This window comes from Paracoccus sp. Arc7-R13 (assembly GCF_004010775.1).
Classification (GTDB): domain Bacteria; phylum Pseudomonadota; class Alphaproteobacteria; order Rhodobacterales; family Rhodobacteraceae; genus Paracoccus; species Paracoccus marcusii.
Genome location: NZ_CP034810.1, coordinates 569834 through 595258 on the forward strand (window position 1 = coordinate 569834; position 25425 = coordinate 595258).

A 25425-nucleotide genomic window follows, 5' to 3' on the forward strand; every position below is an offset into this window, starting at 1 on the left:
GATCTGAGATGCATGGGCGACGGCCCAGGAGGATGGGCGCTGATCTGAGGGAGGAACGATGCGACATTTTGTTTACGGCGCGGCCGTGGTGCTGGGTCTGGCGATGCCTGCGATGGCCGAATACCCCGAACGCGACATCCAGGGCATCATCCAGTGGGGTGCCGGCGGGTCGACCGACACGGTCAGCCGTTCGGTGACGCCGCATGCCGAGGAGATCTTGGGCGCCAAGGTGATCCTGCAGAACGTGACCGGCGGGGTCGGGGCCATCGGCCTGAACCAGGCAGACCGCGCGGATGCCGACGGCTATACCCTGCTGTTCGGGGCCGAGAACCCCTTGCTCTACAAGGTCATGGGTCTGGGAGAGAAGGACTATTCGGACTTCGTGCCGATCAACGTCATCGCGCGCGGCATCCCCATCCTGGTCGCCCAGCCCGATGCGCCCTTCGACACCTTCCCCGAGATGATCGCCTATATCAACGAGAACCCGGGAGAGGTCCGTTTCGGTTCGACCGGGCCGGGCGGCCTGCCGTCTGTGGTCACGGCGATGATCAACGACAAGACCCCGATCGAGGTGACCGCCGTGCCCTATGACGGCGACGGCCCGGCGCTGACCGCGCTGCAGGGCGGGGCGATCGACGTGATGCCCGCCGTGCTGGGCGCCGCGCTGGAGCCGGTGCGGGCCGGCAACCTCAAGGCCATCGCGATCTTCGACACCGAAGGCGTGCCGCAGTTGCCCGATGTCCCGGCGATCACCGACACGAACCCGGAATTCGCCGACCTGCTGCCCTGGGGTCCGTTCTTCGGCATCTTCGTCAAGGCGGGCACCCCCGACGACATCGTGGCCAAGCTGACCGACGCCTATGGCCAGGCCACGCAGAACGCCGACTTCCTGTCGATGATGGAGGGACGCGGCTTCCGCATGCTGTCGCTGACCGGCGCCGAAGCCCAGGAGTTCCTGGACGGCTGGCAGAGCCAGACCGCCTGGATCCTGTACGACGCCGAGATCGCCAAGAACTCGCCCGAGGATTTCGGCATCAGCCGTCCCTGATCCGTCCCGATCATCCGCCGCTCCGGTCCGACCGGGGCGGCATCCCAAGGTCCGCGCAAGTCACAGGTCCGACGGAGGGACCCATCCATGGAACCGACCCCCAAACGTCGTCCGGGCGAACTTGTCTTCAACATCGCGGTCATGCTGGCCAGCTTCGGCCTGCTCTATTCCGCCTACGGCATCTCGGGCTTCGAGGCGCTTTCGGCCCCCGGCGCGGTGCCGATGGCCACCACCGCGATCATGGCGGTCTGCGCGATCATCATCCTGGTCCAGACGCTGCGCAAGGGCACGGGCGGCGGGCAGACCATGGCCGCCGACATCCTGCCGCTGATCGTGATCGTGACCATCGCGATGATCGCCGCCTATGCGGTGCTGCTGCGGCCGCTTGGCTTCCTGCCGACCTCGGTGCTGTTCCTGCTGGTGATGATCCGCTTTCTGTCGCGGCGCGGATGGGGCTTCTGCCTGGCCGTGTCGGTGGGCACCGTCTTCGTGATCTGGATCATCTTCCGCCTGATCTTCGCCGTCCTGATGCCCCAGGGCATCATTCCCGAGGGACGCATCGTCTCTGCCATCACGTCGCTGTTCTGAGGGCGCATCATGGACATCATGTCGAACCTGCTGATCCCGATCGTCAATCTTGACCTGCTGATGCTGATCGCCGTGGGGACCTTCGCGGGCATCTATGTCGGCGCGATCCCCGGCCTGTCGGTGACGATGGCCGTGTCGATCCTGATCTCGTTCACCTTCTCATGGGAGGTCTATCCGGCGCTGGCGCTGATGATCGGCATCTACATGGGCGGCGTCTATGGCGGGTCGCGCACCGCGATCCTGCTGAACATCCCCGGCGCACCATCGGCCATCGCCACCGCGCTGGACGGATTTCCCATGGCCCAGCAGGGCCGCGCCGGAGAGGCGATCGGCATCGTGACCGTGGTCTCGTTCATCGGCGGCTTCATCGGCATCTTCGCCCTGGGCGCCTTTGCCCCGCTGCTGTCGGACTTCGCCATCGGGTTCCAGCCGCGCGACTTCATGCTGCTGGCGATCATGGGCATCCTGCTGGTCGGATCGCTGTCGGGCGACAGCCTGGTCAAGGGCATCTTTGCGGGCGCCCTGGGCATCGGCGTGGGCGCAGTGGGCATGGACCCGCTGACCATCCAGGACCGGTTTGTCTTCGGCATCTCCGAACTGCGGGGCGGGATCTCGTTCGTGGCGGTGATGATCGGCCTTTTCGGCGTGTCCGAGGCGCTGATCCAGCTGCACAGCATCCACACCCCGGCCGTGCGCCAGAAGATCACCGGCATCATCCCCAGCTGGTCCAAGGTGCGTCGGCACCTGCCGCTTGGCCTGCAGACCTCGACCATCGGCACGGTCGTGGGGGCCCTGCCGGGCACCGGCGGCGACATCGCCGCACTGATGGCCTATGACCACGCCAAGCGCGTCACCCGCAACCCCGAGACCCCCTTCGGCAAGGGCGCCATCGAAGGGCTGGTCGCCCCCGAGACCGCCAACAATGCCGCCGTGGGCGGGGCGTTCATCCCCATGCTGACGCTTGGCATCCCGGGCGACGCGGTCACCGCGATCATGATCGGCGCGCTGTTCATCCACGGCCTGAACCCTGGCCCGATGCTGATGATCGAACAGCCCGACATGTTCTGGTTCATCGTCAGCTCGCTGGCGCTGGCCAACGTGTTCATGCTGATCTTCGGCCTGACCGGGATCCGCCTGTTCGTGCGCATCGTCGAACTGCCGCGCACGGTCCTGCTGCCGGTCATCATGGTGCTGTCGATCGTCGGCGCCTATGCGGTCAACAACAGCCTGACGGATGTCTACTGGATGCTGGGCTTTGGCGTGCTGGGCTATTTCATGCGGCTTTACGGCTATCCGCTGGCGCCCATCATCCTGGGGGTGATCCTGTCGCGGCTTCTGGACGACAACTGGCGCCGGGCCATCATCAGCGAGCGCGAGGATTTCGGCGCGATGATGATGGGCATCTTCACCAGCCCGCTGTCGCTTTGCCTGTTCCTTGCGGTCGTGATGATCCTTGTCACCAACACGCCGTGGTGGGCCCGGCGGCGCGCCCGCAAGGCCTGAGCAATGAAAGACCTGACCATGACCGACACGATCCTGCTGGGCCTGATCGGCGACAACATCGCGGCCTCGCAGTCGCCCCGCCTGCACCGTCTGGCAGGCCTGCAGAACGGGCGCCGGGTGCGCTATGACAGCCTGATCCCCGCGGTCGAGGGGCTGGACTTCGACGCCCTGTTCGCCCGCTGCGCGGCGGGGGGCTATCGCGGCATCAACGTCACTTATCCCTACAAGGAGGTCGTGGCGGGGCGGCTGCGCATCGACGATCCGCTGGTCAAGGCGATCGGGGCCTGCAACACGGTGCTGTTCGACCCGGAGGGGTCGCGCGGCTTCAACACCGACTATTCCGGCTTTGTCGCGGCCTATCGGCGGGTGCGGGGCGAACGGGCGCCGGGGGCCGTGCTGATGATCGGCGCGGGCGGCGTGGGGCGCGCAGTGGCCTTCGGCCTGATCGCCTTGGGCGCAACCGAGATCCGGCTGGCCGATCGCGACGCGGCCAAGGCCGACGGCCTGGCCGATGCGCTGCGCCGCGCCGCGCCGGGGCTGGTCGTGCGGACCGGCACCGATGCGGCGGCGCTGGCGCCCGGCGCGCAGGGGCTGATCAACTGCACCCCCGTCGGCATGGTCGGATATGGCGGCACGCCCTTGCCCGCCGATCTGATGATGGGGGCGGAATGGGTCTTCGACGCGGTCTATACCCCGGTCGACACGCCGTTCCTGCGCGATGCGGGGGCGGCGGGTCTGGACGTCATCTCGGGATACGAGCTGTTCGTGGGGCAGGGCGTGGATGCCTGGGCCATCTTCACCGGCCTGCCCTTGGCCGAGGGGCGCCTGCGCGACGATCTGGCGGCCGGGCGGGACGCGCCATGAAGACCTCGATCGCCACCGTGTCGCTGTCGGGCAGCCTGACCGCCAAGCTGGCCGCCATCGCCGAGGCCGGGTTCGACGGCATCGAGATCTTCGAGCAGGATTTCCTGGCCTCGGACTTCACCCCGGCCGAGGTCGGGCGCATGGTCCGCGACCACGGGCTGGAGATCACGCTGTTCCAGCCCTTCCGCGACTTCGAGGGCCTGCCCGAACCGCATCGCAGCCGCGCACTGGCCCGGGCCGAACGCAAGTTCGACCTGATGAACCAGCTGGGCACCGACCTGATGCTGGTCTGTTCGACCGTGCATCCGGCGGCCATCGGCGGCATCGACCGCATGGCGCGCGATTTCCGCGACCTGGGCGATCTGGCGGCCCGCCACGGCATCCGCGTGGGCTTCGAGGCGCTGTGCTGGGGCCGTTTCGTGAACGACCACCGCGACGCCTGGGAGGTGGTACGCCGCGCCGACCACCCGAATGTCGGCCTGATCCTGGACAGTTTCCACACGCTGGCACGCCGGATCGACCCGGCCTCCATCCGGGCCATTCCCGGCGACCGGATCTTCTTCGTGCAGCTGGCCGATGCGCCGGCCATTGACATGGACCTGCTGTACTGGTCGCGGCATTATCGCAACATGCCGGGCGAGGGCGATCTGGACGTGACCAGCTTCATGCAGGCGGTCGCGGCGACGGGCTATGCCGGACCGCTGAGCCTTGAGATCTTCAACGACCAGTTCCGGTCGGGCCTGCCGCGCATGGTGGCCAAGGACGGGCATCGCAGCCTGATCGCGCTGATGGATCAGGTGCGGCGTGTCGAACCGGCCGCCGCCCCCGACCTGCCGCGCTTTCCCGCCCCGGCCCCGGTCGAGCGGATCGAATACATCGAATTCGCCACCAGCGCGGCCGAGGCCCCCGCGCTGGAGACGCTGCTGTCCAGCCTTGGCTTTGCGGCAGGGGGGCGCCATGTCTCCAAGCCGGTGACGGTCTGGCGTCAGGGCGGCGTGAACGTGCTGGTCAATTCCGACCCCTCGGGCTTTGCCCACAGCGCGTACGTGACCCACGGGACGACCGTGTCGGAAATCGCGCTGATGGTCCCCGATGCCCGCGCCGCGTATCAGCGCGCGACCGCGCTTCTGGCGCGGCCGCTGGTCCAGGAGACGCCGCCGGGACAGCTGGCGATTCCCGCGATCCGGGGCGTCAGCGGAAACGTGATCCGCCTGCTGGATGCCACGTCGGACCTGGCGGGCATCTGGCAGGTCGATTTCCGCGCGACGCCCGCGCAGGCCGGGGCCGGGATCACCGGGATCGACCATATCGGCCAGACCATGGCCTATGACGAGATGCTCAGCTGGTCGCTGTTCTACACGTCGATCTTCGACGCGCAGAAGGCGCCCATGGTCGATGTCGTGGACCCCGACGGGCTGGTGCGCAGCCGGGCGGTCCGGTCGGGCGGGCTGCGGGTGACGCTGAACGGGGCCGATGCGCGCCATACCCTGGCCGGCCGGTTCATCGAGGACAGCTTCGGCGCCTCGGTCCAGCATGTGGCCTTTGCCAGCGACGACCTGTTCGCCACCGCCGCCGCCTTGGCAGAACGCGGTTTCGCCACGCTGCGGATCGGCGCCAACTACTATGATGATATCCAGGCCCGGTTCGGGCTGGATCAGGGCTTCGTCGATCGGATGCAGGCGGCATCGATCATGTATGACGAGGATGAGGGCGGACAGTTCTTCCAGCTGTACAGCGAACCGCGCGCCGACGGCTTCTTCCTTGAGATCGTCCAGCGGCAGGGCAACTATGCGGGCTATGGCGCGCCCAATGCCCCGTTCCGCATCGCCGCGCAGAAACGCGCCGCCCGTCCTGCCGGAATGCCGCGCCACTAGCGTCGCGGCGGCCGCGGCTCACAGGCGTCAGCGCAGCGCGACGTTGCGCAGCAGCTGGATCTGCGTGACCGTCTCGACCACCCGATAGGTGGTCGCGCGGTTGCGATGCAGCACCGTGAGCGAGGTCAAGCCACCCACCGTTTCGTGCGTTTCAAAGTCCGTGTCGCGGTCGAAATCGATGGCCCGCGGTTGCAGCGTGTCGGGATCGGTCAGGATCATTCGGGGCATGGCATGTCCGTCTTCGCAAAAGCTGGGCACTGTCGGTCGGCGCAGGTAAACTGCATCGTTCATCCTTTGGTTGCATCATGCCAGCCCGGATCAGCCGATTTTCGCCGCTGCCCAATCCTTGGACAGATCAATAGGTGACCGTGACCACGACGGTATCGGAATAGGCACCGGGCGGGGGCGTCGGCTGCGGGGGCACGCGGCCATGGACCGTCACGGCGCGCGAGACCCCGGTTCCCGCATCCGTCGTGGCCAGGCCGTCCGCGATCAGTCCCCATGGCTGCGTCCGGGCCGCGTCGCGATACAGCTGATAGCCCACGCGATGTCCCGCCAGATCGCGCATCTGCCGGCCGCCGATCCCCGCCGCCTGCAACCCGTGACCCAGCCCCAGGCTGTAGCTGGTTCCCGCGGTGCAGGTCACGCGGACCTGGCTGGTCGCATCGACCGGTCGATCCAGCAGGCCATGCTGGCCAAAGTCCAGATCGTCGGCGACGACGCGGCAGTTCGGGCGGACCTGGGCCTGCACGCCAAAGGTGAAGCCCGTCACGCGCGTGTCGCATCCGAGCACGCTGCAGGCCCTTGTCGTGGCGCGGACATCCAGCGGCTGACGCGAAAAGGTCGCGCTGTAGGCACCCGGCACGGCCGCGTTCTGCGCGCCGGGGACGCGGGCATAGACCGGCACGTTCATGCCCGTCGTCGTCAGCAGCGACAGGACGGAACTGCCCGTCAGGACCACGGGCTGCCCGCCATGCGTTCCCTGACGTCCTCCGAAGATCGTCGTGTGGGTCGGGTTCTGGTACAGGTCATAGGCCAGGCTGCTGCCCGACGGCCCCCCAAGGCGGCGCAAGCTGCCGAACAGGCCAGCCGAACCGTCGCCCAGTTCGATCGTCACCGTGATCGAGGTCAGCAGCCCCAGAAAGGTCGAGCAGTTGACCGCGATGTTGCCCGTGGCGGTGGTCGGGCTGCTGCCCAGGACGTCGACGGGCCCCAGCACGATGTTGCTGGCCGAGAAGGTGCAGCTTTGCGCCTGGGCCGGCGCGGCCAACCCAAGGGTCAGCAGACCTTCGATCAGGAACAGCAGGATGGCACGCGGGAAGGGGGCAGGGGTCATAGGCATGGCACCTTCTGCAGATGGGTCAGCACACCGGGTTCGTCGACATAGGCGACCTCGGCGCGGCAGCGCCGCCCGTCGGGATAGGACACCGCGATCACATTGGTCTCCTGCATGCCGGACAGGAACGTCTCTCCGTCAAATCCGACCAGGTTGTCGCCGCCGTCATCGTTCAGCTCCACCCGTCCCCCGACCTCCAGCGGCTGGCCCTGGCCGTCGACCAGCCCGATCAGCGCCTCGCGCGTGCTGGTCTGCACGCCAAAGGTGACCGTCGCCCCCGACCGGTGGGCCGGGCGGACGACCCGCTGCGTGGCATCGGCGGCCGCATCCAGCGGCAGCCCAAGCGGGTCGATGGAGATCGCGTTGCCCTCGTAGGCGCGCAGGTCGGGGACCAGAATGCGGCCCGACCGCCCGGTGCGGCCGACGGTGCGGTTCTCGGCGCTGACCTCGACCCCGGGGGCGCCGGCATCGACGACGGCAAAGGCGTCCTGGACCGGGCGCGACAGAAAGACGCCGCCGCCCGACGCGACGATCGCTCCGTCTACCCGCAGGCCCACGGCCTGGGCGCCCGACTGGCTGCGCGCCGCGACCTCGACCCGACCCAGCTGGTTCTCGTATCCCGCATCGGCCCGGATCGAGCGCCCGTCCCCCTGGTCCGCCTGCACCCGCCAGTTCCACCGCGGGATGTCGCCCGCGCTTTGGCCGCTGATCTGCGCATAGTGACGCCATCCGCCCTGGCGGCGTTCGGACTGCATCCCGGCATAATGCCGGGTTCCCAGGGGGATCTGCAGCTGGACCCCCGCGGTCGTGTCGCGCCGCGATCCACGCAGCGATGTCGCGCTCAGCGTCACGCTGCTGTCGCCCCACAGCCTCCGGCTGAAGGACAGGCCCAGGGCGGTTTCGCGGGCGACCGGGCCGGGCGCACGGATGTCGGAAAGAAACAGGCTGGCGCCGCTGCCGATCCGGCTGTCCAGCGGCATCGACAAGCTTACTTGGGCGATCTGGCGGGGAAAGTCGTATCGGTCGGTGCGCGCGCCCTGCGCGGTGGCCGACACGGCGGCGACGTCATCGAACCGCCCTTGGGTCCGCATCAGCCGGCCGGACAGGGCGGCGGAGCCAATCGACAGGCTGCTCGACAGATCCAGCAGCGCGCCGCTGCCCCTGTCGGACCGGCTGCCGGCCAGGCCAAGGCTGGCCGTGCCCAGATGGCCGATCCGGACCACCGCACCCGCCCCCGCCATCTGCAGGCCGCGCCCCCCTTCGGCATGGGCCGACAGGGTCAGCGCGTCGGTCACGCCATAGCGCAGCGTGCCCACGCCGAAGATGTCGTCGCCATAGCGATCGCCTGGCGTGCCGATGCCCAGCCTGGGCCGCCCCACGGACAGCGCGAAATCGGCAAGCCCCGGTTTCAGCAGCAGGTCCGACATCAGGAAGGGCAGATCGACCTGCGTCTCGCGGCCCGTCACGTCGCGCACGACGACGCGCGCCACCCCCGACCCCCCCGTCAAGGGCAGGTCGCGGATGCTGAACGGGCCGGCGGGCACCTCGGCGGAATAGGCCCGGATCGAATCCGAGAAGACCTCGACCGTCGAGGGCAGGGCGGCGCTGCCCTCGAACCCGGCCAGCGGGATCGTGATCAGATCGGGCTGCAGGCCGAAATTGCGCTCGACCATCGCGCCGCCCATGCGGACCGGCCTGGCCCAGGAGGGACCGCGTGACGCGATGTCCCCGACCTGGACCTGCATCGCGCGCCCGGGGAACGAACTGCGCCAGCTCGTCTCCAGCCGCCGGTACCGGGGCGATCCGTCCCTGTCCGGCGCGACGACGAATGCGTGGTTCAGCACCCCCAGGGGCATGAACAGCCGCCCGTCGACACTGCCCGAGACCAGCTGGCCGCCGGCCCCCGCATCGCCGCGCCAGGTCTCGACGTTCAGCCCATAGTTCAGCACCACGCCATAGCCCTGATCGACCGCGGGTCCGGCATCTTCGCCGGGCGGGGTGTCCTCTGCCGGGGTACCGGCGTCAAGTTCGTGGGGCGCTGCGATGTCGGGCGGGACGATGAAGCGGATCGTCTGGTCGGGCGCGACCAGGCGCCAGCCAAGGCCGGGGATCTGGTCCAGCCTGACCTCTCCGGTCACGGCATCACCGGCCAGGATGCCGCTGGTGCGCAGGTCCTCGGCATCCGCGCTGAGGACGCCGTCGCCCACGTCGGTGAAGCGGGCGATCAGGTTCCTGGGCTGGCCGTTCACGAACACCTCCAGGTACAGGTCCTGCCCCGCCTCGGGTGGCGGGATGTCCTGGGCCCTCGCCGGTCCGCAGCACAGCGACGCAAGGACGGTCATGACCAGCCACCCTCGGCCGATGCGCTCAGCGCATGGGGACATCGACGTCCAGCGCCCCCAGGTTGGTCGCAGCCGACAGCCGCGCCGAACCGCCCATCTGCCCCGCCGGCGCGATCGGCCATTCCATCGACGATCCGCCCAGCACGTATCCCAGCAGGCCGGGATGGCGCACCGTTGCGCCGTTCGGCGCGCTCAGCGTGACGTCGGCGATGCGCAGGCGGCTGTCCCCGGTGTTCTGGGCCACCAGATGTGTCGCGCCCCCCGATCGGCGCAGCGACCAGCGGACATCGGCGGACCGCACCCCGGCATCGGCAAAGAACACCGGGATGCGCAGTTCGGTGGCAAAGGCCACGGCGCCCGCCTGTCTGCGCGACTGGTCGGGGATCTCGTTCAGGATGACGCGATAGGCCTCCTCTCCGCTGACCGGGGTGCGCGCGACGCGGACGACGCGGATCGTCTGCGTCGCGCCGGGTGCAAGCTGGATCGCGGGCGGGCTGACCACGACATCCGCGCTGCGTTCCAAGCTGTCCTGGGCGCCGGGCTGCAGCCAGCGGAAGACGCGCGACTGGACGGTGATCGGCCGGCTGCCGTCGTTGCGCAGGGTCAGGGTGGTCGCCGCCCCGGGCGCCGGAACCTCCAGCAGCACCGGAGAGACCCTCAACCCCTGCGCTGCAGCCCCGACCGCTAGGCCAAGCGACATCGACACGGCCAGAAGGCCGCCTGCAAGAAATCCACGCATGGTCTGGCCTTTCAGTAGGTGACGGTCACCGTGACGGTATCGGTATAGGTTCCGGGGGCAGGCGTCGCCTGTGCCAGGACCCGGCCGAAGACCGTGAAGGATTGCGCGTCGCCCGTCCCCGTCGCGGGCTGGGTGTCCGCGCCCACGGCATTGCCCCAGTTCGTCACCCGCCCGGCGTCCTGGAACAGGGCATAGGCGATCGTCTCTCCGCCCGACGTCATCTGGCGCACGCTGGTCGTGGCCCCTGCGCCCAGCCCTTCGTTCAGGCCGATGTCATAGGGGGTGGTGTCGGTGCAGGTGACCTCCATCGTGGCCGTGGCATCGACATCCGTGCCAAGCACGCCCTGGGTCCCGAAATCCAGCGTCTCGGTCGAGGTGATCTCGCATTCGGCGACGATGGTGATCCGGACGTCAAAGCTGTCCTTCGTCACCGTCTGCGCCAGGGGCGCGGTCGCCGAAAGGGCGATGACGGCTAAGATCGTCGGAAAAATTTCCTGTGTCATGATGGTTCATATGCTCCAAAATTCGAGAACGCCGATCCGAAGTTTTGCAGACTAAGCAAAAAGCACATCTTAAAGGTGTATTAAGAAGTATCGGGCACAGTGATTTCGCGTCAAACTAAACCTTCCAGTGTGTAACCTTGATTTTGCTCAAATTCCCAATATCCGCGGATCGCCCCGCGGACCCATGCCTTATCCCTGGCCGCGGCGGTCATTGCCGTCGCAGTCCGGGTATCGAAAGAATTCGGTCATGACCTTGAACTGGAAACGTGCGGGTGACCCTGGCGCCGGATCCGCCGCCACAGATGGCACCCCGCGACGGGACTTGTCCGGCATGGACGTTCCGCCGACCGATTCGGGCCTGATCCGTCTTTACGAAAACGGCGTGCTGCGTCCGACGCGGACGCCCGTCTTCGACCGCGTCGTCGAGCAGGCGCGGCGGATATTCTCATGCCAAGCCAGCCTGCTGACGATCATCGACGAGGCGAACGACCGCCAGTTCTTCAAGGCCGAGGCGGGCCTGATGCTGACCGCGGAGGAGGATCGCGTCACGTCGCTTGCCTATTCCTTCTGCCGGATCGTCGTCGCGAATTCCGCGCCGCTGGTCATCGCGGATGCCCGGATCGATCCGCGGTTCAGCGGGCATCTGGCAATCGGCAGGTTCGGCGTGGTCGCCTATCTGGGCGTGCCGGTCAAGGACGAGACGGGCAGGGCCATCGCCGCCCTCTGCGTGGCCGAAAGCAGGCCGCGGGACTGGACGTCGGCCAATGTCGAGGTGCTGCAGGCCTTTGCGGAAGGTGTCTCGACCCAGATCAAGACGATGGTCCTGTCCGAACGGATGCGGACCGCCATCGGTCAGGAACCGGGCGGCGCCTCGGCCCTGCCACAGCCGGCCAGCGCGGTCCTGACCTATCACCATGCCCCCGACGGGACCGAGACGATCGACGCGGCGACCGCGGAGACGCAGCAGATCTGGGGCATCCCGGCCGCCGAATACATGGCGCGGTTCGGCGATGTCTTCGCCTTTTGCATGGTCGAGGATTACCCGCTGGCCCGCGCATCGTTCGGAAACTCTGCCGCTGGAATGATCCCATGGCACCATCGCTGGCGCATCCGTCTGCCTGACGGTCAGGTCAAGTGGCTGGAGGGGCATGGGCTTCCCGCATCCGGTCGGAACGGCGGGCTGACATGGGACTGCACGATCAACGACGCGACCCGCCTGACATCCTGACGTCCCGCGCGCCGGTCACGCTGCATCGTCGCGGGCCAGCAGATAGCAATCCATGATCCAGCCATGCGCGGCCCGGGCGGCGGCGCGTGCCGCCTCGATCCGCGGTCCGGCCTCGGTCAAGGGGCCCGCCTCCAGCAGTTGTTCGGGCATGCCCAGATAGGCGCCCCACCAGATCTGCAGGCCCTTCGGGGGCAGCGTCGCAAAGGCGCAGGTGCCGTCCAGCATCACCAAGACCCGGTCGGCGTCATTGGGAAAGCCCGCGTCGCGCAGCCGCCGCCCGGTGGTGATCCGCACCTCGGATCCCAGGGCGTTCAGCGGAATGGCATGGGCCGCGCACAGGGCCTGGATCGCGGTGATGCCCGGGATCACCCGTGCGCGCCAGTCCAGACGCGCGGCAATGCGCAGGCTGCTGTCATAGAGCGACGGGTCGCCCCAGACCAGCATCGCCACCGTCCCGCCCTGCGGCAGCGCCGCCGCGACGGCCGCCGCCCAGGCTTGCGCGATGGCATCATGCCATCGGTCGACGGCCTCCAGATAGGGCAGGTTTGCATCGCGCACCGGCAGGTCGATCTGGGCCACGGCGCCGCCGGGGCGGTGGCGGTCCAGCATCGCGCGGCGCAGATGGGCCAGATCCTCCTTCCCGGCGCCCTTGCGGGGGATCAGGACCAGATCGGCCTCCTGCAGGGCGCGGACGCCCTGCAGGGTCAGGTGGTCGGGATGGCCCGTGCCGGCCCCGATCAGCACCAGATCGATCATGCGTAGAGCCGGGGCGTCACCAGCCCGCTGCCGCGCAGGCCGCGGGCCGCCTTGGCGCCCGCCAGCACGGCCAGATCGACCAGCGGCTCGACCACGATGACCAGCAGATAGGCCGCGCCAAAGGACAGGACCCCCGCCGTCGCACCGGCGCCCTGACCATAGAACGCCCAGAACGCGACCCAGGCCACGATGCCCCCCTGATAGGTCGCCGACAGCGCCAGCGCCTGGCCATAGCGCAGGTCCACATAGGCGGTGCCCGGCGCGATCACCCGCCGCGCCACCGCCTGCAGCGCGAACAGCGGCACCAGCAGCGTGGTCACGTTCATTCCGTATTGCGGCAGATCGAACGGCGCGAAGAACAGTCCCTGGATCAGCAGGCCCAGGGCCAGCCCGATCGCCGCCGGCGCCGCGCCCAGGATCAGGAACAGCGTCGATCCCAGGATCAGGTGCACCTCGGACACGCCCACGGGCGCGGTGGGCAAGACCTGGAAGAACACGAAGGTCGCGGCCGTCGCCAGCGCCCCTCGCGCCGCCAGCGACGCCCCGCCCTGCGCGCGCAGGGCCTGGGCCGCCAGCCTCAGCGCGTAAAGCCCGGCCGTGGCGGCCGTGGCATAGCCCAGTATCAGCTTGGCGCCGGTGACGACGCCCTCTTCGATATGCATGTCATCCTCCTGTGGCCGTCCACCCGACGGCATGGGGTTGCCTGACATGGCCGGTTTCCTGGCTTGCGGGTCCGGGCGCGGCGTCGGCCTTCCCGGATCGCTCCAGTGGCATGGGTGACGCGCGCTCTCCGCATACAGTCGCGGGGGCGGCCGGGGCTTCGGGTGCCGCGATTGGGTCCACCCTTCCCCGTTCCCGATGAAGCCCGGCGTTTCACGCCTGACGGGCACCATTCAGACGGTCAGATAGACGGGATCGCAGGGCCTGCGTCAAGTCGCCGCCGGGGCGATCAGGTGAAAGAACGTGCCGGACACATGCCCGCCCCCGGACATCGTCCGGTGACTGCCGGTTTCCTCCACCGCGGCGCCGGTCGCGTCGGTCACGCGCGCCAAGGGCGCATCGGGCTGGGACAGGATCGAGGCATAGTGGAATTCATGCCCCCGCAGCGCCGTGCGACCCAGTCCCGGCAGGGCGGTCAGCGGATCGGCGCGGCGGTACCCCAGATGCATCCGGCGTTTGGCATAGCTGGTCTCCAACCCCAGCAGCCCCAACATCTGGTGTCGTTTTCCATCGGCATCCACCAGGCCTGCCCCAAGCGCCATGTAACCGCCGCATTCTCCATGCACCGGCCGCGTGCCCGCAAAGCGGTGCATGGCCGCGCGGAACCCGTCGCAGGCGGCCAGCCGGGGCGCGTGCAGCTCCGGGTATCCCCCCGGCAGCCAGCAGCAATCGGCGCTGTCATCCGGCCCCTCATCCGCCAGCGGCGAGAACGGCAGGATCGTGGCCCCCGCCCGCCGCCAGGCCTCCAGCACATGCGGATAGACGAAGCTGAAGGCCGCGTCGCGGGCCAGCGCGATCCGCCCGCCGGGGGGCGTCAGCGGGCGCGGCGCGGGCGCCTCGGGCAGGGCGCGATGGCCGGCGGCTGCGATGATCGCCTCCAGGTCGCAATGCGCCGCGATGAAATCGCCCGCATGGTCCAGGATGGCCTGCAGGCCCGCGGTCTCCTCGGCCTGGATCAGGCCCAGATGGCGTTCGGGCAGGGTGATGTTGCCCTGCCGCGGCAGGCTGCCCAGCACCCGGATGCCCGCCTGATCCATCCCCTCGCGGATCAGCCGGTCATGGCGCGACGAGGCCACGCGGTTCAGCACCACCCCCGCGAAGGGCAGATCGGGGCGCAGCGTGGCAAAGCCCCGCGCCGTGGCCGCCGCCGATTGTGCCTGTCCGCCCACGTCCAGGATCAGCACCACGGGCCAGCCCATCATCTGGGCGATTTCGGCGCTGGAGCCGATGCCGGTCTCCCCCTTGGTAGCGACCCCGTCGAACAGGCCCATCGACCCCTCGGCCAGGACCAGGTCGGCGGGGGGCTGGCCGGTCGCATGGGCGATCAGCCGCCCCGGCTCCATCGCCCAGGCATCCAGGTTGAAGCTGGCCCGCCCCGAGGCCGCCAGGTGGAACCCCGGATCGATGTAATCCGGCCCCGACTTGAAGGGCTGCACGGTGAGCCCCTGCCGGCGCAAAGCGGTCAGCAGGCCGAGCATCAGCATCGTCTTGCCCGTCCCCGATGCGGGGGCCGAGATCATCAGGCCCGGCGTCGGGGGGCGCGTCATTCCGGGAACCTCGGCGCGTCACCCACGGGGCGATAGCGGCGGTCGTAATCGGCGGCGTAGAGGCGACTGTCCTCGAACCCCTCGCCTGCCAGCGCAGGCCCGACCAGGATCAGCGCGGTGCGGTCGATGCCTTGCGCGTCCACGGTGGCCAAGGTCGCGCGGATCACCCGCTGGTCCGGCCAGCTGGCCCGCCAGACCACCGCCACCGGGCAGTCAGGCCCGTAATGCGGGGTCAGATCGGCCACGACCTGCTCCAGCGCGTGGATCGACAGGTGGATCGCCAGCGTCGCCCCGGTCGCGGCAAAGGCCGCCAGCGTCTCGCCCTCGGGCATGGTCGAGGCGCGCCCCGGCGTGCGGGTCAGCACCACGGATTGCGCAAGGCCCGGCAGGGTCAGTTCGGTCTGCAGCGCGGCGGCGGCGGCGGCAAAGCTGGGCACGCCCGGCGTCACGTCGAAGGGGATGTCCAGCGCCCGCAGGCGGCGGATCTGTTCGCCCATCGCCGACCAGACCGACAGGTCGCCCGAATGCAGCCGCGCCACGTCCTGGCCCGCCGCATGGGCGGTGGCGATCTCCTCCATGATCCGGTCCAGCGACAGGGGCGCGGTGTTCACGATCCGCGCGCCGGGCGGGCAATGGGCCAAGAGCGCGGCAGGCACCAGGGACCCGGCATAGAGGCAGACCGGGCAGGCCGCGATCAGGTCGCGGCCGCGCAGGGTGATCAGGTCGGGCGCGCCGGGGCCTGCGCCGATGAAATGGACGGTCATGGAACCTCTGCGATGGCGATGGTGACGGGACCGAAGGTCCGACGCGGATGGGTCAGGCGGCCGCCCCCATCCAGACTGGCGGCGATGGCGGCGGCCTCGGCCACCGATCCGGTGTCGAAGGCGGCCAGGATGCGGACGGATTGCGTGGGCGTGGCGATGCCCGCCACGGCGACCAGATGCAGTGGCAGGTCGCGCGCATGGGCCAGCGGACGCAGTTCGGGCGCGCGTTCGGGAATGGTGGCCAACGCGTCCGCACCGCCCGCGGCCTCCAGCGCGGCCAGCAGGGCGGGCAGGGGGGTGCCGGGGCGGCAGCCTATTCCGGCGATCCGCATGTAACGCTCCATTGCACGATCGGGCGGGCGGGGGTCCAGCCGCGCATCCCCCCCAGGGGGGCGGCCTCGGCGATGTCGATGCGCAGCAGGCGGCCGCCGTGATCTGCGTGCCAGCGGGTCAGCAGCGATTCCGTCTCCAGCGTCACGGCATTGGCGACCAGCCGCGCGCCGGGGGGCAGGTGGGCCCACAGCGCCTCCAGCAGCGCCTGCGACGCGCCGCCGCCGACAAAGACCGCATCGGGCGTGTCGGGCGGCAGCGCCTCGGGGGCCGAGCCTTCGATCACCGTGACCCGCCCGCCCAGGCCGAAGGCGTCGATATTGGCGCGGATGGTGGCGATGCGGTCCGCGCGCGGCTCGACCGTCACGGCGCGGCCCCCCGCCAGAGCCCATTCCACCGCGACCGAGCCCGAGCCGCCGCCGATATCCCACAGCACCTCTCCCGCGCGCGGGGCAAGGGCCGCGAGGGTCAGCGCGCGGATGGGTGATTTGGTGATCTGCCCGTCATGGGTGAACAGCGCATCCGCCCGGCCCGGCACCGCGGGCAGGCCGAAGCCGCGCGGCAGATCCGCCCCGTCGATGGCCACCGCCACTGGTGCGGCGCAGGTCAGCGCGACCCCATCGGCGCGCGTGCTGCGCACCCGTTCGGACGGCCCGCCAAGTCGCTCCAGCACCGTCAGCCGCGCAGCCCCCGCGCCCTGTTCGACCAGCCATCGGGCCAGCGCGGCAGGCGCGTCGCCATCGCGCAGAGTCGCGATGATCCGGCAGCCGCGCGCCAGATGCGGGCGCAGCTGTGCGAAGGGCGCAGCATGCAGGCCCAGGGTCACCACCTCCTCCAGCCGCCAGCCAAGGCGTGCGGCGGCCAGCGACAGCACCCCCGGCGCGGGCAGGGTGCGCCATTCGTGGCGCTCCAGCACGGCGGCGATGCCGCCCCCCGCGCCGCACCAGAACGGATCGCCCGAGACCAGCGCCGCCACGCGCCGCCCCCGCAGCGCCAGCAGCGGCGCCAGGTCGAAGGGCACCGGCCAGGCCCGCCCCCGCGCGCCCACCCCCGCCAGGGCCAGGTGGCGCGGGCCGCCGAAGACGATCTCGGCGGCCGCCAGCGCGCGCAGGCTTGCGCCGGGCAGGCCGTCCGGTCCATCTTCGGTGATCCCGATGATCGTCAGCCAAGGGTCAGACATGCGACGCATCCTGCTGCTGGGCGGCACGACCGAGGCCAGCCGCCTGGCCGCCCTGCTTGCCCGCGCCGGTGTCGCGGCGGTCTTCTCCTATGCCGGACGGACCGAGGCGCCCGCAGCCCAGCCCCTGCCCACGCGGATCGGCGGCTTCGGCGGGGCCGAGGGGATGGCGCGTTACCTGCGGGACCAGGACATCGGCGCGGTCATTGATGCGACCCATCCCTTTGCCGCGCAGATCAGCCGCAACACGGATTTGGCCTGCCGCGCGGGCGGCGTGCCGATGCTGATGCTGCGCCGCCCCGCCTGGCCGGTCGATCCGGGCTGGAGCCGCGTCCCGGACATTGCGGGCGCGGTCGCGGCGCTGCCTTGCGCGCCGACCGGGGTGTTCCTGGCCATCGGCAAGCAGACCCTGGCGCCCTTCGCCCTCCTGCCGCATCGCTGGCTGTTGCGGCTGGTCGATGCGCCGGATGCGCTCCCCTTGCCCGGCGCGCAGGTCGTTCTGGCCCGCGGCCCCTTCACCGTGGCGGGCGACCGGGCGCTGATGGCGGCGCATGGCATCACCCATCTGGTCGCCAAGAACAGCGGCGGGGCCGGGGCCCGCGCGAAGCTGGACGCGGCGCGCGATCTGGGCGTTCGGGTCGTGCTGATCGACCGGCCCACAGCACCGGACCGGCCGCAGGTCGCCACGCCGGAGCAGGCGCTGGACTGGCTGCATCAGGCGGCCCCCCGCGGGCTATAGACCCACCGCCCCACCCGCCGCGTGGCGCGGTTGCCGACCAGCACGACGGTGCGCATGTCGGCCATCTCGGGCGTGGCCTCCTCCAGGGTCACCACGCGCAGCGCCTCCTCCGGCGTGGTGACGGCGCGGGCAAAGATCATCAGGCGTCCGGGTTCGCATTCCTCGCGCAGCACCTCCAGCACGCGCGCAAAGCCTGCGGGCCGGCTGGCCGAGCGCGGGTTGTAGAAGGCCATCGCGAAATCGCCCCGCGCCGCGTGGCGCAGGCGGTGTTCGATCAGCGCCATGGGCTTGAGGTTGTCCGACAGGTTGATGGCGCAGAAATCATGGCCCAAGGGCGCGCCCGCCCGCGCCGCCGCTGCCAGCATCGCGGTGATGCCGGGCAGGATGCGGATCTCGGGATCGCCACCGTCGGCCTCCAACGCCTCGAACAGGGCGGAGGCCATGGCGAAGACGCCCGGATCACCCGAGGAGACGATGACCACCCGCCCGCCCTGCGCCGCCAGCGACAGGGCATGGCGGGCGCGTTCCAGCTCCGCTCGGTTGTCGGATGCATGCAGGGTCAGGCCGGGCCGCGCCGCCACCCGCGCGACATAGGGGATGTAGCCGATCACGTCCGTCGCCTGATCCAGCGCGGCGGCGACCTCGGGGGTCACCATGGCGTCCGACCCCGGTCCCAGCCCCGCGACGGTGATCCAGCCGCTCATTCCGCCACCCGCGCCATGGGGCGCCGCCCGTGGCCATGAACCAGCAGGATCGCGAAATAGGGGCAGTCGTCATCGGCCACCTCGCGCAGCGGCTGGATGCGCTGGCCGGGCATGGTGCCGCGTTCGATCAGCCAGGCATCCGCCAGCCGCCCGGATGCCGCCAGCGCGCGGCGCAGCTTGGGCAGGTTGCGGCCGGTCTTCATCACCACCAGCGCGTCGCTGCCCTGCATGTGGCGGATCAGGTCCGCCTCGGGCAGGGTGCCCATCAGCACGGTCAGCACGTCGTCGCCCCATGTCATCGGCTGGCCCACCGCGTTCCAGCAGCCGACCATGCCGGGAATGCCGGGGATCACCTCGACCTCGGCCAGCCCCTGCAGACGGATCTGCAGATGCATGAAGCTGCCATAGAGGAACGGATCGCCCTCGCACAGGACCACCACGTCGTCGGTCTGGGCCAGCTGCGCCAGACGCGCGGCCCAGAAGTCATAGAACCCCGCCAGCGCGTCGTTGTAGTCGGGATGATCGAAGGGAATTTCCGTCGTGACTGGGTATTCCATCGGATATTCGACCGCATCGGCGGTCAGCATCCCCTGGACGATGCGCCGCGCCTGACCGGGGCGGCCGGGTTTGCGGAAATAGGCGACGTGGCGCGCGGCGCGCACCGCCCGGTCGGCCCGGACCGAGATCAGGTCTGGATCGCCCGGCCCCAGACCTGCGCAGATGATGCGTCCCATCATTCCCTCCGGCTGGCCAGCGCGTTGATCGCGGCGACGGTGATGGCCGACCCGCCCAGCCTGCCGCGGACGACGACCGACGGCGCGGGCGGCGCGGCCATCAGCGCGTCCTTCGACTCCGCCGCGCCGACAAAGCCCACGGGGCAGCCGATGATTGCGGCGGGGCGGGGGCAGGCGGGGTCCTCCAGCATGTTCAGCAGGTGAAACAGCGCGGTGGGCGCATTGCCGATGGCCACGACCGCGCGCGCCAGATGCGGCCGCCACAGCTCCAGCGCGGCGGCGCTGCGGGTGTTGCCCATGTCGCGCGCCATGTCCGGCACACGCGGGTCGCGCAGGGTGCAGATCACCGCGTTGTCCGCAGGCAGGCGGGCGCGGGTCACGCCCTCGCTGACCATATGCGCGTCGCAGAGAATCGGCGCGCCGGCGGCCAGCGCCGCGCGGGCGGCGGTGGCCATGCCGGGGGTGAAGGTCACGTCGCGTTCCAGCCCCACCAGGCCCGCGGCATGGATCATGCGGACGACGACGGGTTCCTCGTCCGCGTCGAAACGCGCCAGATCGGCCTCGGCCCGGATGGTGGCGAAGGACTGGCGATAGATCGCGGCGCCGTCCCTTTCGTAGTCATGGGGCATCACAGAACCTTCGGCAGTTGATCGGGGTGCAGGCCGCGCAGGGCGGCGGGGTCATGGGCGCGGCCATGGCGGATCAGGTCGAACCCCTCGGGCGTCGCGGTCAGCGTAAGGTCGGCGGCACGCGGCCAGCCGCAGCCCTTGGCGCAGCCGCTGACATGCAGCACGGCATCCGGCGGGATCAGCGGCGCCAGCGCCCGCGCCAGGGGGCGCGTCGCGGCACGCCCCTGCGGGCAGGCGGGCGCGCCGGGACAGGCGCGCAGACGATTGCGCGGATCGCGGGGGTCCAGGATCAGCCCCTCCAGCGCGGGCAGGTGGCGGACCCCCTCGACCAGCAGCATCCGCCACGGCGTCAGGCGCAGCGGTGCCAGGCGCCCAAGGCGACGCAGCGTGTCGGGGGTGATCTGGCCGAATTCCAGCGCGACCAGCAGGCCTTGCGGATGCGGCCCCGGTTGCGGCGGCGCGGCGGGCCGGGGGGCGGGCAGGGTGGCGCCGGGGGGCTGCACCCGCGCGGTCAATGCGGCCATGCGGCCCCGCCCGTCGGGCGCGCCGCCCCGGTCCAGGAACCAGCGGGCCAGCGCCAGCGCGTCCTGCGGCCCGTGATAGGGTGCGGCGCGGTCCATGCCATCGGCGCGGAGCATCGGGCCTGCCTCGATGCGGATATCGGCGGGGTCTTGGGTCAGCACCGGCGCGGGACCGGTATCGACCGCAAAACCGAACTTGGCGGGCAGGGCCAGGCCGCTGGCCGCCAGCGCCGCCGCCAGATCGGCGGCCAGCATATCGGTGGCGGCATCCGCGAAGGGCGTGACCAGGATGTTGCGGCGCGTCTCCGTAGCGATGTCGGGGTCGATCAGCCCATGCGGGCGCAGCGCCGCGATCAGGGGCGCATGGGTCGCGGGCGTCACGCCGCGCAGCTGCAGGTTGGCGCGGCCCGTCAGCTCGATCACGCCGTTGCCATGGGTCTGGGCGGCATCGGCGATGGCTTGGGCCTGGGCTGCGTCCAGACGCCCGCCGGGGGGGCGGATGCGTACCACCCACCCGTCGCCGGACTCCATCGGCTGCAGCGCGCCGGGGCACCAGCCGCGGATCATGACAGCCCCGCCGCGATGGAGTTGCGCCGCGTGACCCACAGACCGGCATCGTGCAGCCGCTGGAACAGGTCGCGCATCGCGGCCAGGGCGGCGGGGTTCGCGTCCTGCATGAAGGCGACGATCTCGGGGCGGCCCAAGGTCGCCTGATGATAAAGGTCGAACAGATGCGCGGGCACCGCGCCCGCCAGATGGGCAAAGGCCGCCATGTGGTCCAGCGTCGCCGCGATCTCGGCCGCGCCCCGGTATCCATGTGTGGTCATCGCATCGGCCCAGGCCGGATCGGCGGCACGCGAGCGGGTGGTGCGGGCAATCTCCTCGGTCAGGGTCCGGGCGCGGGGGCGGTCGGGTTGCGTGGCGTCCAGATGGTACAGGCTGGCCCGGCCGCCGATCCGCGCCATGGCGGCGGCAAAGCCCCCTTCATGCGCGGCATAGTCGGCGGCCAGCAGCAGATCCGTCTCGGGCAGGTCCTGCGCGTGGACAAAGCTGTCGGTCGCGGCCAGCCGCGCCTCCAGCGCGTCGCGGGCCTCATGGCTGGCGCCATCCGCCCCGATGGCCCAGCTGGAGGCCGCGATCCAGGCCTCGCCCGCGGCCTGACGCGCGGCATCGGTGAATTCCGTGGGCGCGGTGCCCATGCCCAGCCCGTATTGCCCGGGCTGCGGGCCGAAGACCCGTGCGCCCCCGGCATAGGGGTTCTGATCCGCCGCTTCGTCCCGCGCAGCCAGCGTCGCGGCCCCGGTCTGGAACAGCTGCGCCAGCACCGGGAACACGTCACGGAACAGGCCCGACACGCGCAGCGTCACGTCGATGCGGGGGCGGCCCAGCAGGGCCAGCGGCAGGACCTCGACCCCCGAGACGCGGCCCGATCCGGCATCCCAGACCGGCTTCAGCCCGGCCAGATGCAGGGCCATGGCGAATTCCTCGCCCGCGGTGCGCATGGTCGCGCTGCCCCAGAGATCCACGACCAGCCCGCGCGGCCAGTCGCCGTGATCCTGCAGGTGGCGGCGCAGCAGCTCCTCTGCCAGCTTCACCCCCTGCGCATGGGCCGAGGGGGTGGGCACGGCGCGCGGATCCACGCTGTAGAGGTTGCGCCCCGTGGGCATCACGTCCGACCGCCCCCGATTGGGCGATCCCGACGGCCCCGGCGCAACGAATCGCCCGGCCAGCGCGGCCATCAGCCCGTCGCGTTCGGCCTGACCGCAGGCGCCGCTGCCCCAGACATGCAGCCCCTCTCCGTACTGGCTTTCCTTGATGTCGCAGACGAAGCGGTCGATGCGGGTGATCGCCTCGGCGGCGCTGGCCTCACAGGGGATGCCCAGATCGGCCTCGACCCCCAGGGCGCGCGCCTCGTCCCGGATCGCGGCGATCAGGCGGTCGCGGCGCGCGGGGTCCAGCCCGTCGGCGGTGGAATATTCGTCCAAGCTGCGCTCCAGCCCGGCCATGCCGGGGGGCAGGGCGGCCTCCCGCATGGGCGGCGGCATATGGCCCAGGGTCACGGCCCCGATCCGGCGTTTCGCCTGCGCGGCTTCGCCCGGATCGTTGACGATGAAGGGATAGATCACCGGCATCGCCCCCAGCAGCGCCGCAGGCCAGCAATCGCCCGACAGCGCCACCGCCTTGCCCGGCAGCCATTCCAGCGTGCCATGCGCGCCCATATGGATCAGCGCCCGCGCGCCCTGCTGCGCCAGCCACAGATAGAAGGCCACGTAGGCATGGCGCGGCGCGCGGGTCAGGTCGTGATAGCTGTCCTCGCGCCCGGCGCGGTGGCTGCGTTCGGGCTGCAACGCCAGGATCACCGGGCCATGCAGGCTGGCGCGCAGGTGGAACGCCCCGTCCCGGCAATCGGGATCGGTCTCGGGTGGCCCCCAGGCCGCGTGCAGGTCCTCCTGCAGCGCCTGCGGCAGGTGGGCCAGCGCCGCGCGGTAATCGTCCAGCGGCCAAGCCAGGGTGCCGTCCGGCAGCGCGGGCAGGTCCGTGCCCAGCATCGCCCCCACCGCCTGCGCGGATGCCGGCGCGTCCAGCCCCACCGCATGGGCCTGTTGCCAGTCACGGCCCGGATAGGTGGAGAGCACCATTGCCACCCGGCCCACGCCCTGCGCCAGCGCGTGCCAGGCGGCGATGCGGTCGACGGCCCGGGCCAGCATCGGCGCATCGGGCCGGTGCACGAAGCGCGAATACTGCAGGTCCGGGTCGCGCGGGCTGACCGCCTTGAAGCTGATGAGGCCCGCGAAGATGCGTCCGTCGACCTCGGGCAGGACGACATTCATCGCCAGGTCCGACGGCGACAGACCGCGTTCGGCCGCCAGCCAATCGCGGCGGCGGTTGGTGGACAGGGCCACCTGGAACACCGGGCAGGACCAGCCGTCGAACGGACCCGCGTTCCCCCCGGAAAACCCGGTCGCGTTCACGACCAGCGCAGGCCCGCCCGGCAGGGCATCGGCCAGCCAGTCGCCCAGGCCCGGCGCCTTGAGCGACGGGGCAAAGAAGCCCATCGCCGCGATGCCCCGCGCCCGCAGCGCCCGGATCAGCGCATCGATGGGCGCCACATCCGCCGCCGCCAGCCAGCTGCGATAGAAGGTGACCAGCGCCGCGACCGGGCCCGGGTCGGCGACCACCCCCCGGTCGGGGTCGTAAAAGCCCATCGCGGGCAGGGTCTTGACCCCCGGCACGGGCGCGGCCTGCAGGCCCGATGCGATGGCCATCTGCGCCAGCGCCGCCTGCGCCGCGACCGCGCCGCCCTGGTCGCAATGCCGCCGCAGCACGCGCAGGACCGAGGGGGGAACGGTCGACATCTCCTCAAGCCGCGGATCGTCGCGCCCGTCGGCGGGCAGCACGGCGAGCGCGATGCCCCGCCGGCGCGCCAGGTCCTGGACCGAGGCCAGCCCATAGGGCCAATAGGCCTCGCCTCCGATCAGCCGGATCAGGATGCCGCGCGCGCCCGAAAGCGTGTTCTCGACATAGGTGTCGACCGAGACCGGGTGCCGCAGCGCCACCAGGTTGCACAGCCGCGTGGGCGGCAGCCCCCCCGCCGCGCGCCGCCAGCCTTCCGCAAAGGCCCCCAGGTCGCTGTCCGAAAAGGACAGGACCACCAGATCGCCGGGGGTCTGACCGGGATCATAGGGGGCGTCGGACTGTTCAAGCCCGACCTGTTCGCGGAAGATGACATGCATCAGGCGGGGACACCCTCCAGCACGGCGCGGATCGCGTCGGGGTTCACGTCGTCGTGCTCCGCGATCACCACAAGGCGCGAGCGGCGCGGGGTCTGGCCCCAGGGGCGGTCGTACTGATGGCGCACCCGGGCGCCCACGGCCTGCACCAGAAGGCGCATGGGCTTGCCCGCGACGGCGACATGGCCCTTGACGCGCAGCACGTTCTGCTCGGCGGCCAGACGGGCGATGCGGGCGGCCAGATCGGCCGGGTCGGTGATTTCGGGCAGGTCGATGACGACGGTGTCGAAATCCTCATGCTCGTGGTCGTCGGCGCCGTCGTGATGGCTGGGGCGGGCGTCCAGGTCGTCCTCGGCCGCCTTGCCCAGGCCCAGGACCAGGCGCGGATCGACCGCGCCCTCGGTCACGGTCAGGATGGGCAGGGGGCGGGGCAGCTCGGCCTCGATCGCCGACCGTGCCGCTGCGACGCCCTCCGGCCCGGCCAGATCGGCCTTGGTCAGCAGGATGACATCGGCGCAGGCGATCTGATCCTCAAAGACCTCGGACAGGGGCGTCTCGTGGTCCAGGCCAGGGTCGGCGGCGCGCTGCGCGTCCACCGCCGCCACGTCGGGGGCGAAGCGACCGGCCGCCACGGCCTCGGCATCGGCCAAGGCGATCACCCCGTCCACGGTGATGCGCGAGCGGATGGCGGGCCAGTCGAAGGCCTTCAGCAGGGGCTTGGGCAGCGCCAGCCCGGACGTCTCGATCAGGATGTGGTCCGGGCGGGCGGGAAGCGCCATCAGCGCCTCCAGCGTGGGGATGAAGTCGTCGGCGACTGTGCAGCAGATGCAGCCGTTCGACAGCTCGACGATGTTCTCGGCCGGGCAGGCGGCATCGGCGCAACCCTTCAGGATCTCTCCATCGACACCCATCGTGCCGAATTCGTTCACGATCACCGCAAGGCGCAGCCCCTGGGGGTTGGCCATCAGATGGCGCACCAGAGTCGTCTTGCCCGACCCCAGAAAGCCGGTGATCACGGTGACGGGGGTCTTGATAAGGTCGATCATGG

The 25425-nt window shown here is 70.6% G+C and carries 24 protein-coding genes and 1 riboswitch; of the genes, 7 read left to right on the forward strand and 17 right to left on the reverse strand.

Translation table 11 applies throughout. The features are described 5' to 3' along the window. The first annotated feature begins 58 nt into the window (after positions 1 to 58). From EOJ32_RS02820 to EOJ32_RS02840, 5 genes are all read left to right on the forward strand, one after another. Positions 59 to 1048, forward strand: coding sequence for a tripartite tricarboxylate transporter substrate binding protein (locus EOJ32_RS02820; RefSeq protein WP_045982582.1), 990 nt, complete (start codon positions 59 to 61; stop codon positions 1046 to 1048). Positions 1049 to 1135: 87 nt separating this feature from the next. After that, a complete protein-coding gene (locus tag EOJ32_RS02825) occupies positions 1136 to 1636 on the forward strand; it encodes a tripartite tricarboxylate transporter TctB family protein (RefSeq protein WP_045982583.1) in 501 nt (166 codons plus the stop codon). A 9-nt stretch (positions 1637 to 1645) separates the two neighbouring features. Continuing rightward, the gene (locus EOJ32_RS02830; RefSeq protein ID WP_127897626.1) at positions 1646 to 3139 is read left to right on the forward strand and encodes a tripartite tricarboxylate transporter permease; all 1494 of its coding nucleotides are present in this window, start codon (positions 1646 to 1648) and stop codon (positions 3137 to 3139) included. A gap of 3 nt (positions 3140 to 3142) precedes the next feature. After that, on the forward strand, positions 3143 to 4003 hold the full coding sequence (locus EOJ32_RS02835) for a shikimate dehydrogenase (RefSeq protein ID WP_127897627.1): 861 nt from the start codon (positions 3143 to 3145) through the stop codon (positions 4001 to 4003). Further along, positions 4000 to 5877 carry a bifunctional sugar phosphate isomerase/epimerase/4-hydroxyphenylpyruvate dioxygenase family protein gene (locus tag EOJ32_RS02840; RefSeq protein WP_127897628.1) on the forward strand — a complete coding sequence of 626 codons (1878 nt, stop codon included), beginning with the start codon at positions 4000 to 4002 and terminating at the stop codon, positions 5875 to 5877. The genes EOJ32_RS02835 and EOJ32_RS02840 overlap by 4 nt, the downstream gene beginning before the upstream one ends. A gap of 27 nt (positions 5878 to 5904) precedes the next feature. Here EOJ32_RS02840 and EOJ32_RS02845 read toward each other — a convergent pair whose 3' ends face one another. The 5 genes from EOJ32_RS02845 to EOJ32_RS02865 form a co-directional block, all read right to left on the reverse strand. Then, positions 5905 to 6105, reverse strand: a complete 201-nt coding sequence (locus tag EOJ32_RS02845) for a hypothetical protein (RefSeq protein ID WP_127897629.1) — start codon at positions 6103 to 6105, stop codon at positions 5905 to 5907. Positions 6106 to 6232: 127 nt separating this feature from the next. After that, positions 6233 to 7213, reverse strand: coding sequence for a spore coat U domain-containing protein (locus EOJ32_RS02850; RefSeq protein WP_164871383.1), 981 nt, complete (start codon positions 7211 to 7213; stop codon positions 6233 to 6235). Continuing rightward, the gene (locus tag EOJ32_RS02855; protein ID WP_164871384.1) at positions 7210 to 9555 is read right to left on the reverse strand and encodes a fimbria/pilus outer membrane usher protein; all 2346 of its coding nucleotides are present in this window, start codon (positions 9553 to 9555) and stop codon (positions 7210 to 7212) included. The genes EOJ32_RS02850 and EOJ32_RS02855 overlap by 4 nt, the downstream gene beginning before the upstream one ends. 25 nt (positions 9556 to 9580) lie before the next feature. After that, on the reverse strand, positions 9581 to 10294 hold the full coding sequence (locus EOJ32_RS02860) for a molecular chaperone (protein ID WP_127897632.1): 714 nt from the start codon (positions 10292 to 10294) through the stop codon (positions 9581 to 9583). An 11-nt stretch (positions 10295 to 10305) separates the two neighbouring features. Continuing rightward, entirely contained in the window at positions 10306 to 10797 is a 492-nt protein-coding gene (locus EOJ32_RS02865) for a spore coat U domain-containing protein (RefSeq protein ID WP_127897633.1), read from the reverse strand. 331 nt (positions 10798 to 11128) lie between these two features. Between EOJ32_RS02865 and EOJ32_RS02870 the strand changes: the two genes are divergently transcribed. After that, positions 11129 to 12025, forward strand: a complete 897-nt coding sequence (locus EOJ32_RS02870; protein WP_164871385.1) for a GAF domain-containing protein — start codon at positions 11129 to 11131, stop codon at positions 12023 to 12025. 15 nt (positions 12026 to 12040) lie between these two features. Here EOJ32_RS02870 and cobF read toward each other — a convergent pair whose 3' ends face one another. The 6 genes from cobF to cbiE form a co-directional block, all read right to left on the reverse strand. Beyond that, entirely contained in the window at positions 12041 to 12781 is a 741-nt protein-coding gene (gene cobF / locus EOJ32_RS02875) for a precorrin-6A synthase (deacetylating) (protein WP_127897635.1), read from the reverse strand. Then, on the reverse strand, positions 12778 to 13443 hold the full coding sequence (locus EOJ32_RS02880) for an energy-coupling factor ABC transporter permease (RefSeq protein WP_127897636.1): 666 nt from the start codon (positions 13441 to 13443) through the stop codon (positions 12778 to 12780). The genes cobF and EOJ32_RS02880 overlap by 4 nt, the downstream gene beginning before the upstream one ends. A 30-nt stretch (positions 13444 to 13473) precedes the next feature. Then, a riboswitch (cobalamin riboswitch) is annotated at positions 13474 to 13690 on the reverse strand. Between the two features lie 20 nt (positions 13691 to 13710). Further along, on the reverse strand, positions 13711 to 15048 hold the full coding sequence (locus EOJ32_RS02885; protein ID WP_127897637.1) for a cobyrinate a,c-diamide synthase: 1338 nt from the start codon (positions 15046 to 15048) through the stop codon (positions 13711 to 13713). After that, entirely contained in the window at positions 15045 to 15812 is a 768-nt protein-coding gene (gene cobM, locus EOJ32_RS02890) for a precorrin-4 C(11)-methyltransferase (RefSeq protein ID WP_127897638.1), read from the reverse strand. Before cobM ends, EOJ32_RS02885 begins: the two co-directional genes overlap by 4 nt. After that, the gene (locus EOJ32_RS02895; protein WP_164871386.1) at positions 15809 to 16144 is read right to left on the reverse strand and encodes a cobalamin biosynthesis protein; all 336 of its coding nucleotides are present in this window, start codon (positions 16142 to 16144) and stop codon (positions 15809 to 15811) included. The genes cobM and EOJ32_RS02895 overlap by 4 nt, the downstream gene beginning before the upstream one ends. Then, positions 16126 to 17322, reverse strand: a complete 1197-nt coding sequence (cbiE, locus tag EOJ32_RS02900; protein WP_127897640.1) for a precorrin-6y C5,15-methyltransferase (decarboxylating) subunit CbiE — start codon at positions 17320 to 17322, stop codon at positions 16126 to 16128. The genes EOJ32_RS02895 and cbiE overlap by 19 nt, the downstream gene beginning before the upstream one ends. Between cbiE and EOJ32_RS02905 the strand changes: the two genes are divergently transcribed. Continuing rightward, entirely contained in the window at positions 17321 to 18058 is a 738-nt protein-coding gene (locus EOJ32_RS02905; protein WP_127897641.1) for a cobalt-precorrin-6A reductase, read from the forward strand. The genes cbiE and EOJ32_RS02905 overlap by 2 nt on opposite strands. Here EOJ32_RS02905 and cobJ read toward each other — a convergent pair. The 6 genes from cobJ to cobW are packed head-to-tail and all read right to left on the reverse strand — an operon-like array spanning position 18034 to position 25423. Then, positions 18034 to 18762, reverse strand: coding sequence for a precorrin-3B C(17)-methyltransferase (gene cobJ, locus EOJ32_RS02910; protein ID WP_045983920.1), 729 nt, complete (start codon positions 18760 to 18762; stop codon positions 18034 to 18036). The genes EOJ32_RS02905 and cobJ overlap by 25 nt on opposite strands. After that, positions 18759 to 19496 (reverse strand): precorrin-2 C(20)-methyltransferase, encoded by a 738-nt coding sequence (gene cobI, locus EOJ32_RS02915; RefSeq protein WP_187427323.1) that lies wholly within the window; start codon positions 19494 to 19496, stop codon positions 18759 to 18761. The genes cobJ and cobI overlap by 4 nt, the downstream gene beginning before the upstream one ends. Next, complete coding sequence (locus EOJ32_RS02920; RefSeq protein ID WP_127897642.1) at positions 19496 to 20125, reverse strand: precorrin-8X methylmutase; 630 nt, start codon at positions 20123 to 20125, stop codon at positions 19496 to 19498. The genes cobI and EOJ32_RS02920 overlap by 1 nt, the downstream gene beginning before the upstream one ends. Beyond that, positions 20125 to 21213 carry a precorrin-3B synthase gene (cobG, locus tag EOJ32_RS02925; RefSeq protein ID WP_127897643.1) on the reverse strand — a complete coding sequence of 363 codons (1089 nt, stop codon included), beginning with the start codon at positions 21211 to 21213 and terminating at the stop codon, positions 20125 to 20127. Before cobG ends, EOJ32_RS02920 begins: the two co-directional genes overlap by 1 nt. Beyond that, positions 21210 to 24380 (reverse strand): cobaltochelatase subunit CobN, encoded by a 3171-nt coding sequence (gene cobN / locus EOJ32_RS02930; protein WP_127897644.1) that lies wholly within the window; start codon positions 24378 to 24380, stop codon positions 21210 to 21212. Before cobN ends, cobG begins: the two co-directional genes overlap by 4 nt. Further along, positions 24380 to 25423, reverse strand: coding sequence for a cobalamin biosynthesis protein CobW (gene cobW / locus EOJ32_RS02935; RefSeq protein WP_127897645.1), 1044 nt, complete (start codon positions 25421 to 25423; stop codon positions 24380 to 24382). The genes cobN and cobW overlap by 1 nt, the downstream gene beginning before the upstream one ends. Positions 25424 to 25425 lie beyond the last annotated feature (2 nt).

Excerpts from the sequence above, each read along its gene's own strand:
- EOJ32_RS02850 (WP_164871383.1), bottom strand. The coding sequence starts at position 7,213 with ATGACCCCTGCCCCCTTCCCGCGTGCCATCCTGCTGTTCCTGATCGAA.
- EOJ32_RS02880 (WP_127897636.1), bottom strand. The coding sequence starts at position 13,443 with ATGCATATCGAAGAGGGCGTCGTCACCGGCGCCAAGCTGATACTGGGC.
- EOJ32_RS02845 (WP_127897629.1), bottom strand. The coding sequence starts at position 6,105 with ATGCCCCGAATGATCCTGACCGATCCCGACACGCTGCAACCGCGGGCC.
- EOJ32_RS02830 (WP_127897626.1), top strand. The coding sequence starts at position 1,646 with ATGGACATCATGTCGAACCTGCTGATCCCGATCGTCAATCTTGACCTG.
- EOJ32_RS02860 (WP_127897632.1), bottom strand. The coding sequence starts at position 10,294 with ATGCGTGGATTTCTTGCAGGCGGCCTTCTGGCCGTGTCGATGTCGCTT.
- EOJ32_RS02920 (WP_127897642.1), bottom strand. The coding sequence starts at position 20,125 with ATGCCCCATGACTACGAAAGGGACGGCGCCGCGATCTATCGCCAGTCC.
- EOJ32_RS02825 (WP_045982583.1), top strand. The coding sequence starts at position 1,136 with ATGGAACCGACCCCCAAACGTCGTCCGGGCGAACTTGTCTTCAACATC.
- cobN (WP_127897644.1), bottom strand. The coding sequence starts at position 24,380 with ATGCATGTCATCTTCCGCGAACAGGTCGGGCTTGAACAGTCCGACGCC.
- cobJ (WP_045983920.1), bottom strand. The coding sequence starts at position 18,762 with ATGAGCGGCTGGATCACCGTCGCGGGGCTGGGACCGGGGTCGGACGCC.
- EOJ32_RS02835 (WP_127897627.1), top strand. The coding sequence starts at position 3,143 with ATGAAAGACCTGACCATGACCGACACGATCCTGCTGGGCCTGATCGGC.
- cbiE (WP_127897640.1), bottom strand. The coding sequence starts at position 17,322 with ATGTCTGACCCTTGGCTGACGATCATCGGGATCACCGAAGATGGACCG.
- EOJ32_RS02905 (WP_127897641.1), top strand. The coding sequence starts at position 17,321 with ATGCGACGCATCCTGCTGCTGGGCGGCACGACCGAGGCCAGCCGCCTG.
- EOJ32_RS02855 (WP_164871384.1), bottom strand. The coding sequence starts at position 9,555 with ATGACCGTCCTTGCGTCGCTGTGCTGCGGACCGGCGAGGGCCCAGGAC.
- EOJ32_RS02895 (WP_164871386.1), bottom strand. The coding sequence starts at position 16,144 with ATGCGGATCGCCGGAATAGGCTGCCGCCCCGGCACCCCCCTGCCCGCC.
- cobF (WP_127897635.1), bottom strand. The coding sequence starts at position 12,781 with ATGATCGATCTGGTGCTGATCGGGGCCGGCACGGGCCATCCCGACCAC.
- EOJ32_RS02885 (WP_127897637.1), bottom strand. The coding sequence starts at position 15,048 with ATGACGCGCCCCCCGACGCCGGGCCTGATGATCTCGGCCCCCGCATCG.
- cobM (WP_127897638.1), bottom strand. The coding sequence starts at position 15,812 with ATGACCGTCCATTTCATCGGCGCAGGCCCCGGCGCGCCCGACCTGATC.
- EOJ32_RS02820 (WP_045982582.1), top strand. The coding sequence starts at position 59 with ATGCGACATTTTGTTTACGGCGCGGCCGTGGTGCTGGGTCTGGCGATG.
- EOJ32_RS02865 (WP_127897633.1), bottom strand. The coding sequence starts at position 10,797 with ATGACACAGGAAATTTTTCCGACGATCTTAGCCGTCATCGCCCTTTCG.
- cobI (WP_187427323.1), bottom strand. The coding sequence starts at position 19,496 with ATGGGACGCATCATCTGCGCAGGTCTGGGGCCGGGCGATCCAGACCTG.
- cobG (WP_127897643.1), bottom strand. The coding sequence starts at position 21,213 with ATGATCCGCGGCTGGTGCCCCGGCGCGCTGCAGCCGATGGAGTCCGGC.
- EOJ32_RS02870 (WP_164871385.1), top strand. The coding sequence starts at position 11,129 with ATGGACGTTCCGCCGACCGATTCGGGCCTGATCCGTCTTTACGAAAAC.
- EOJ32_RS02840 (WP_127897628.1), top strand. The coding sequence starts at position 4,000 with ATGAAGACCTCGATCGCCACCGTGTCGCTGTCGGGCAGCCTGACCGCC.
- cobW (WP_127897645.1), bottom strand. The coding sequence starts at position 25,423 with ATGATCGACCTTATCAAGACCCCCGTCACCGTGATCACCGGCTTTCTG.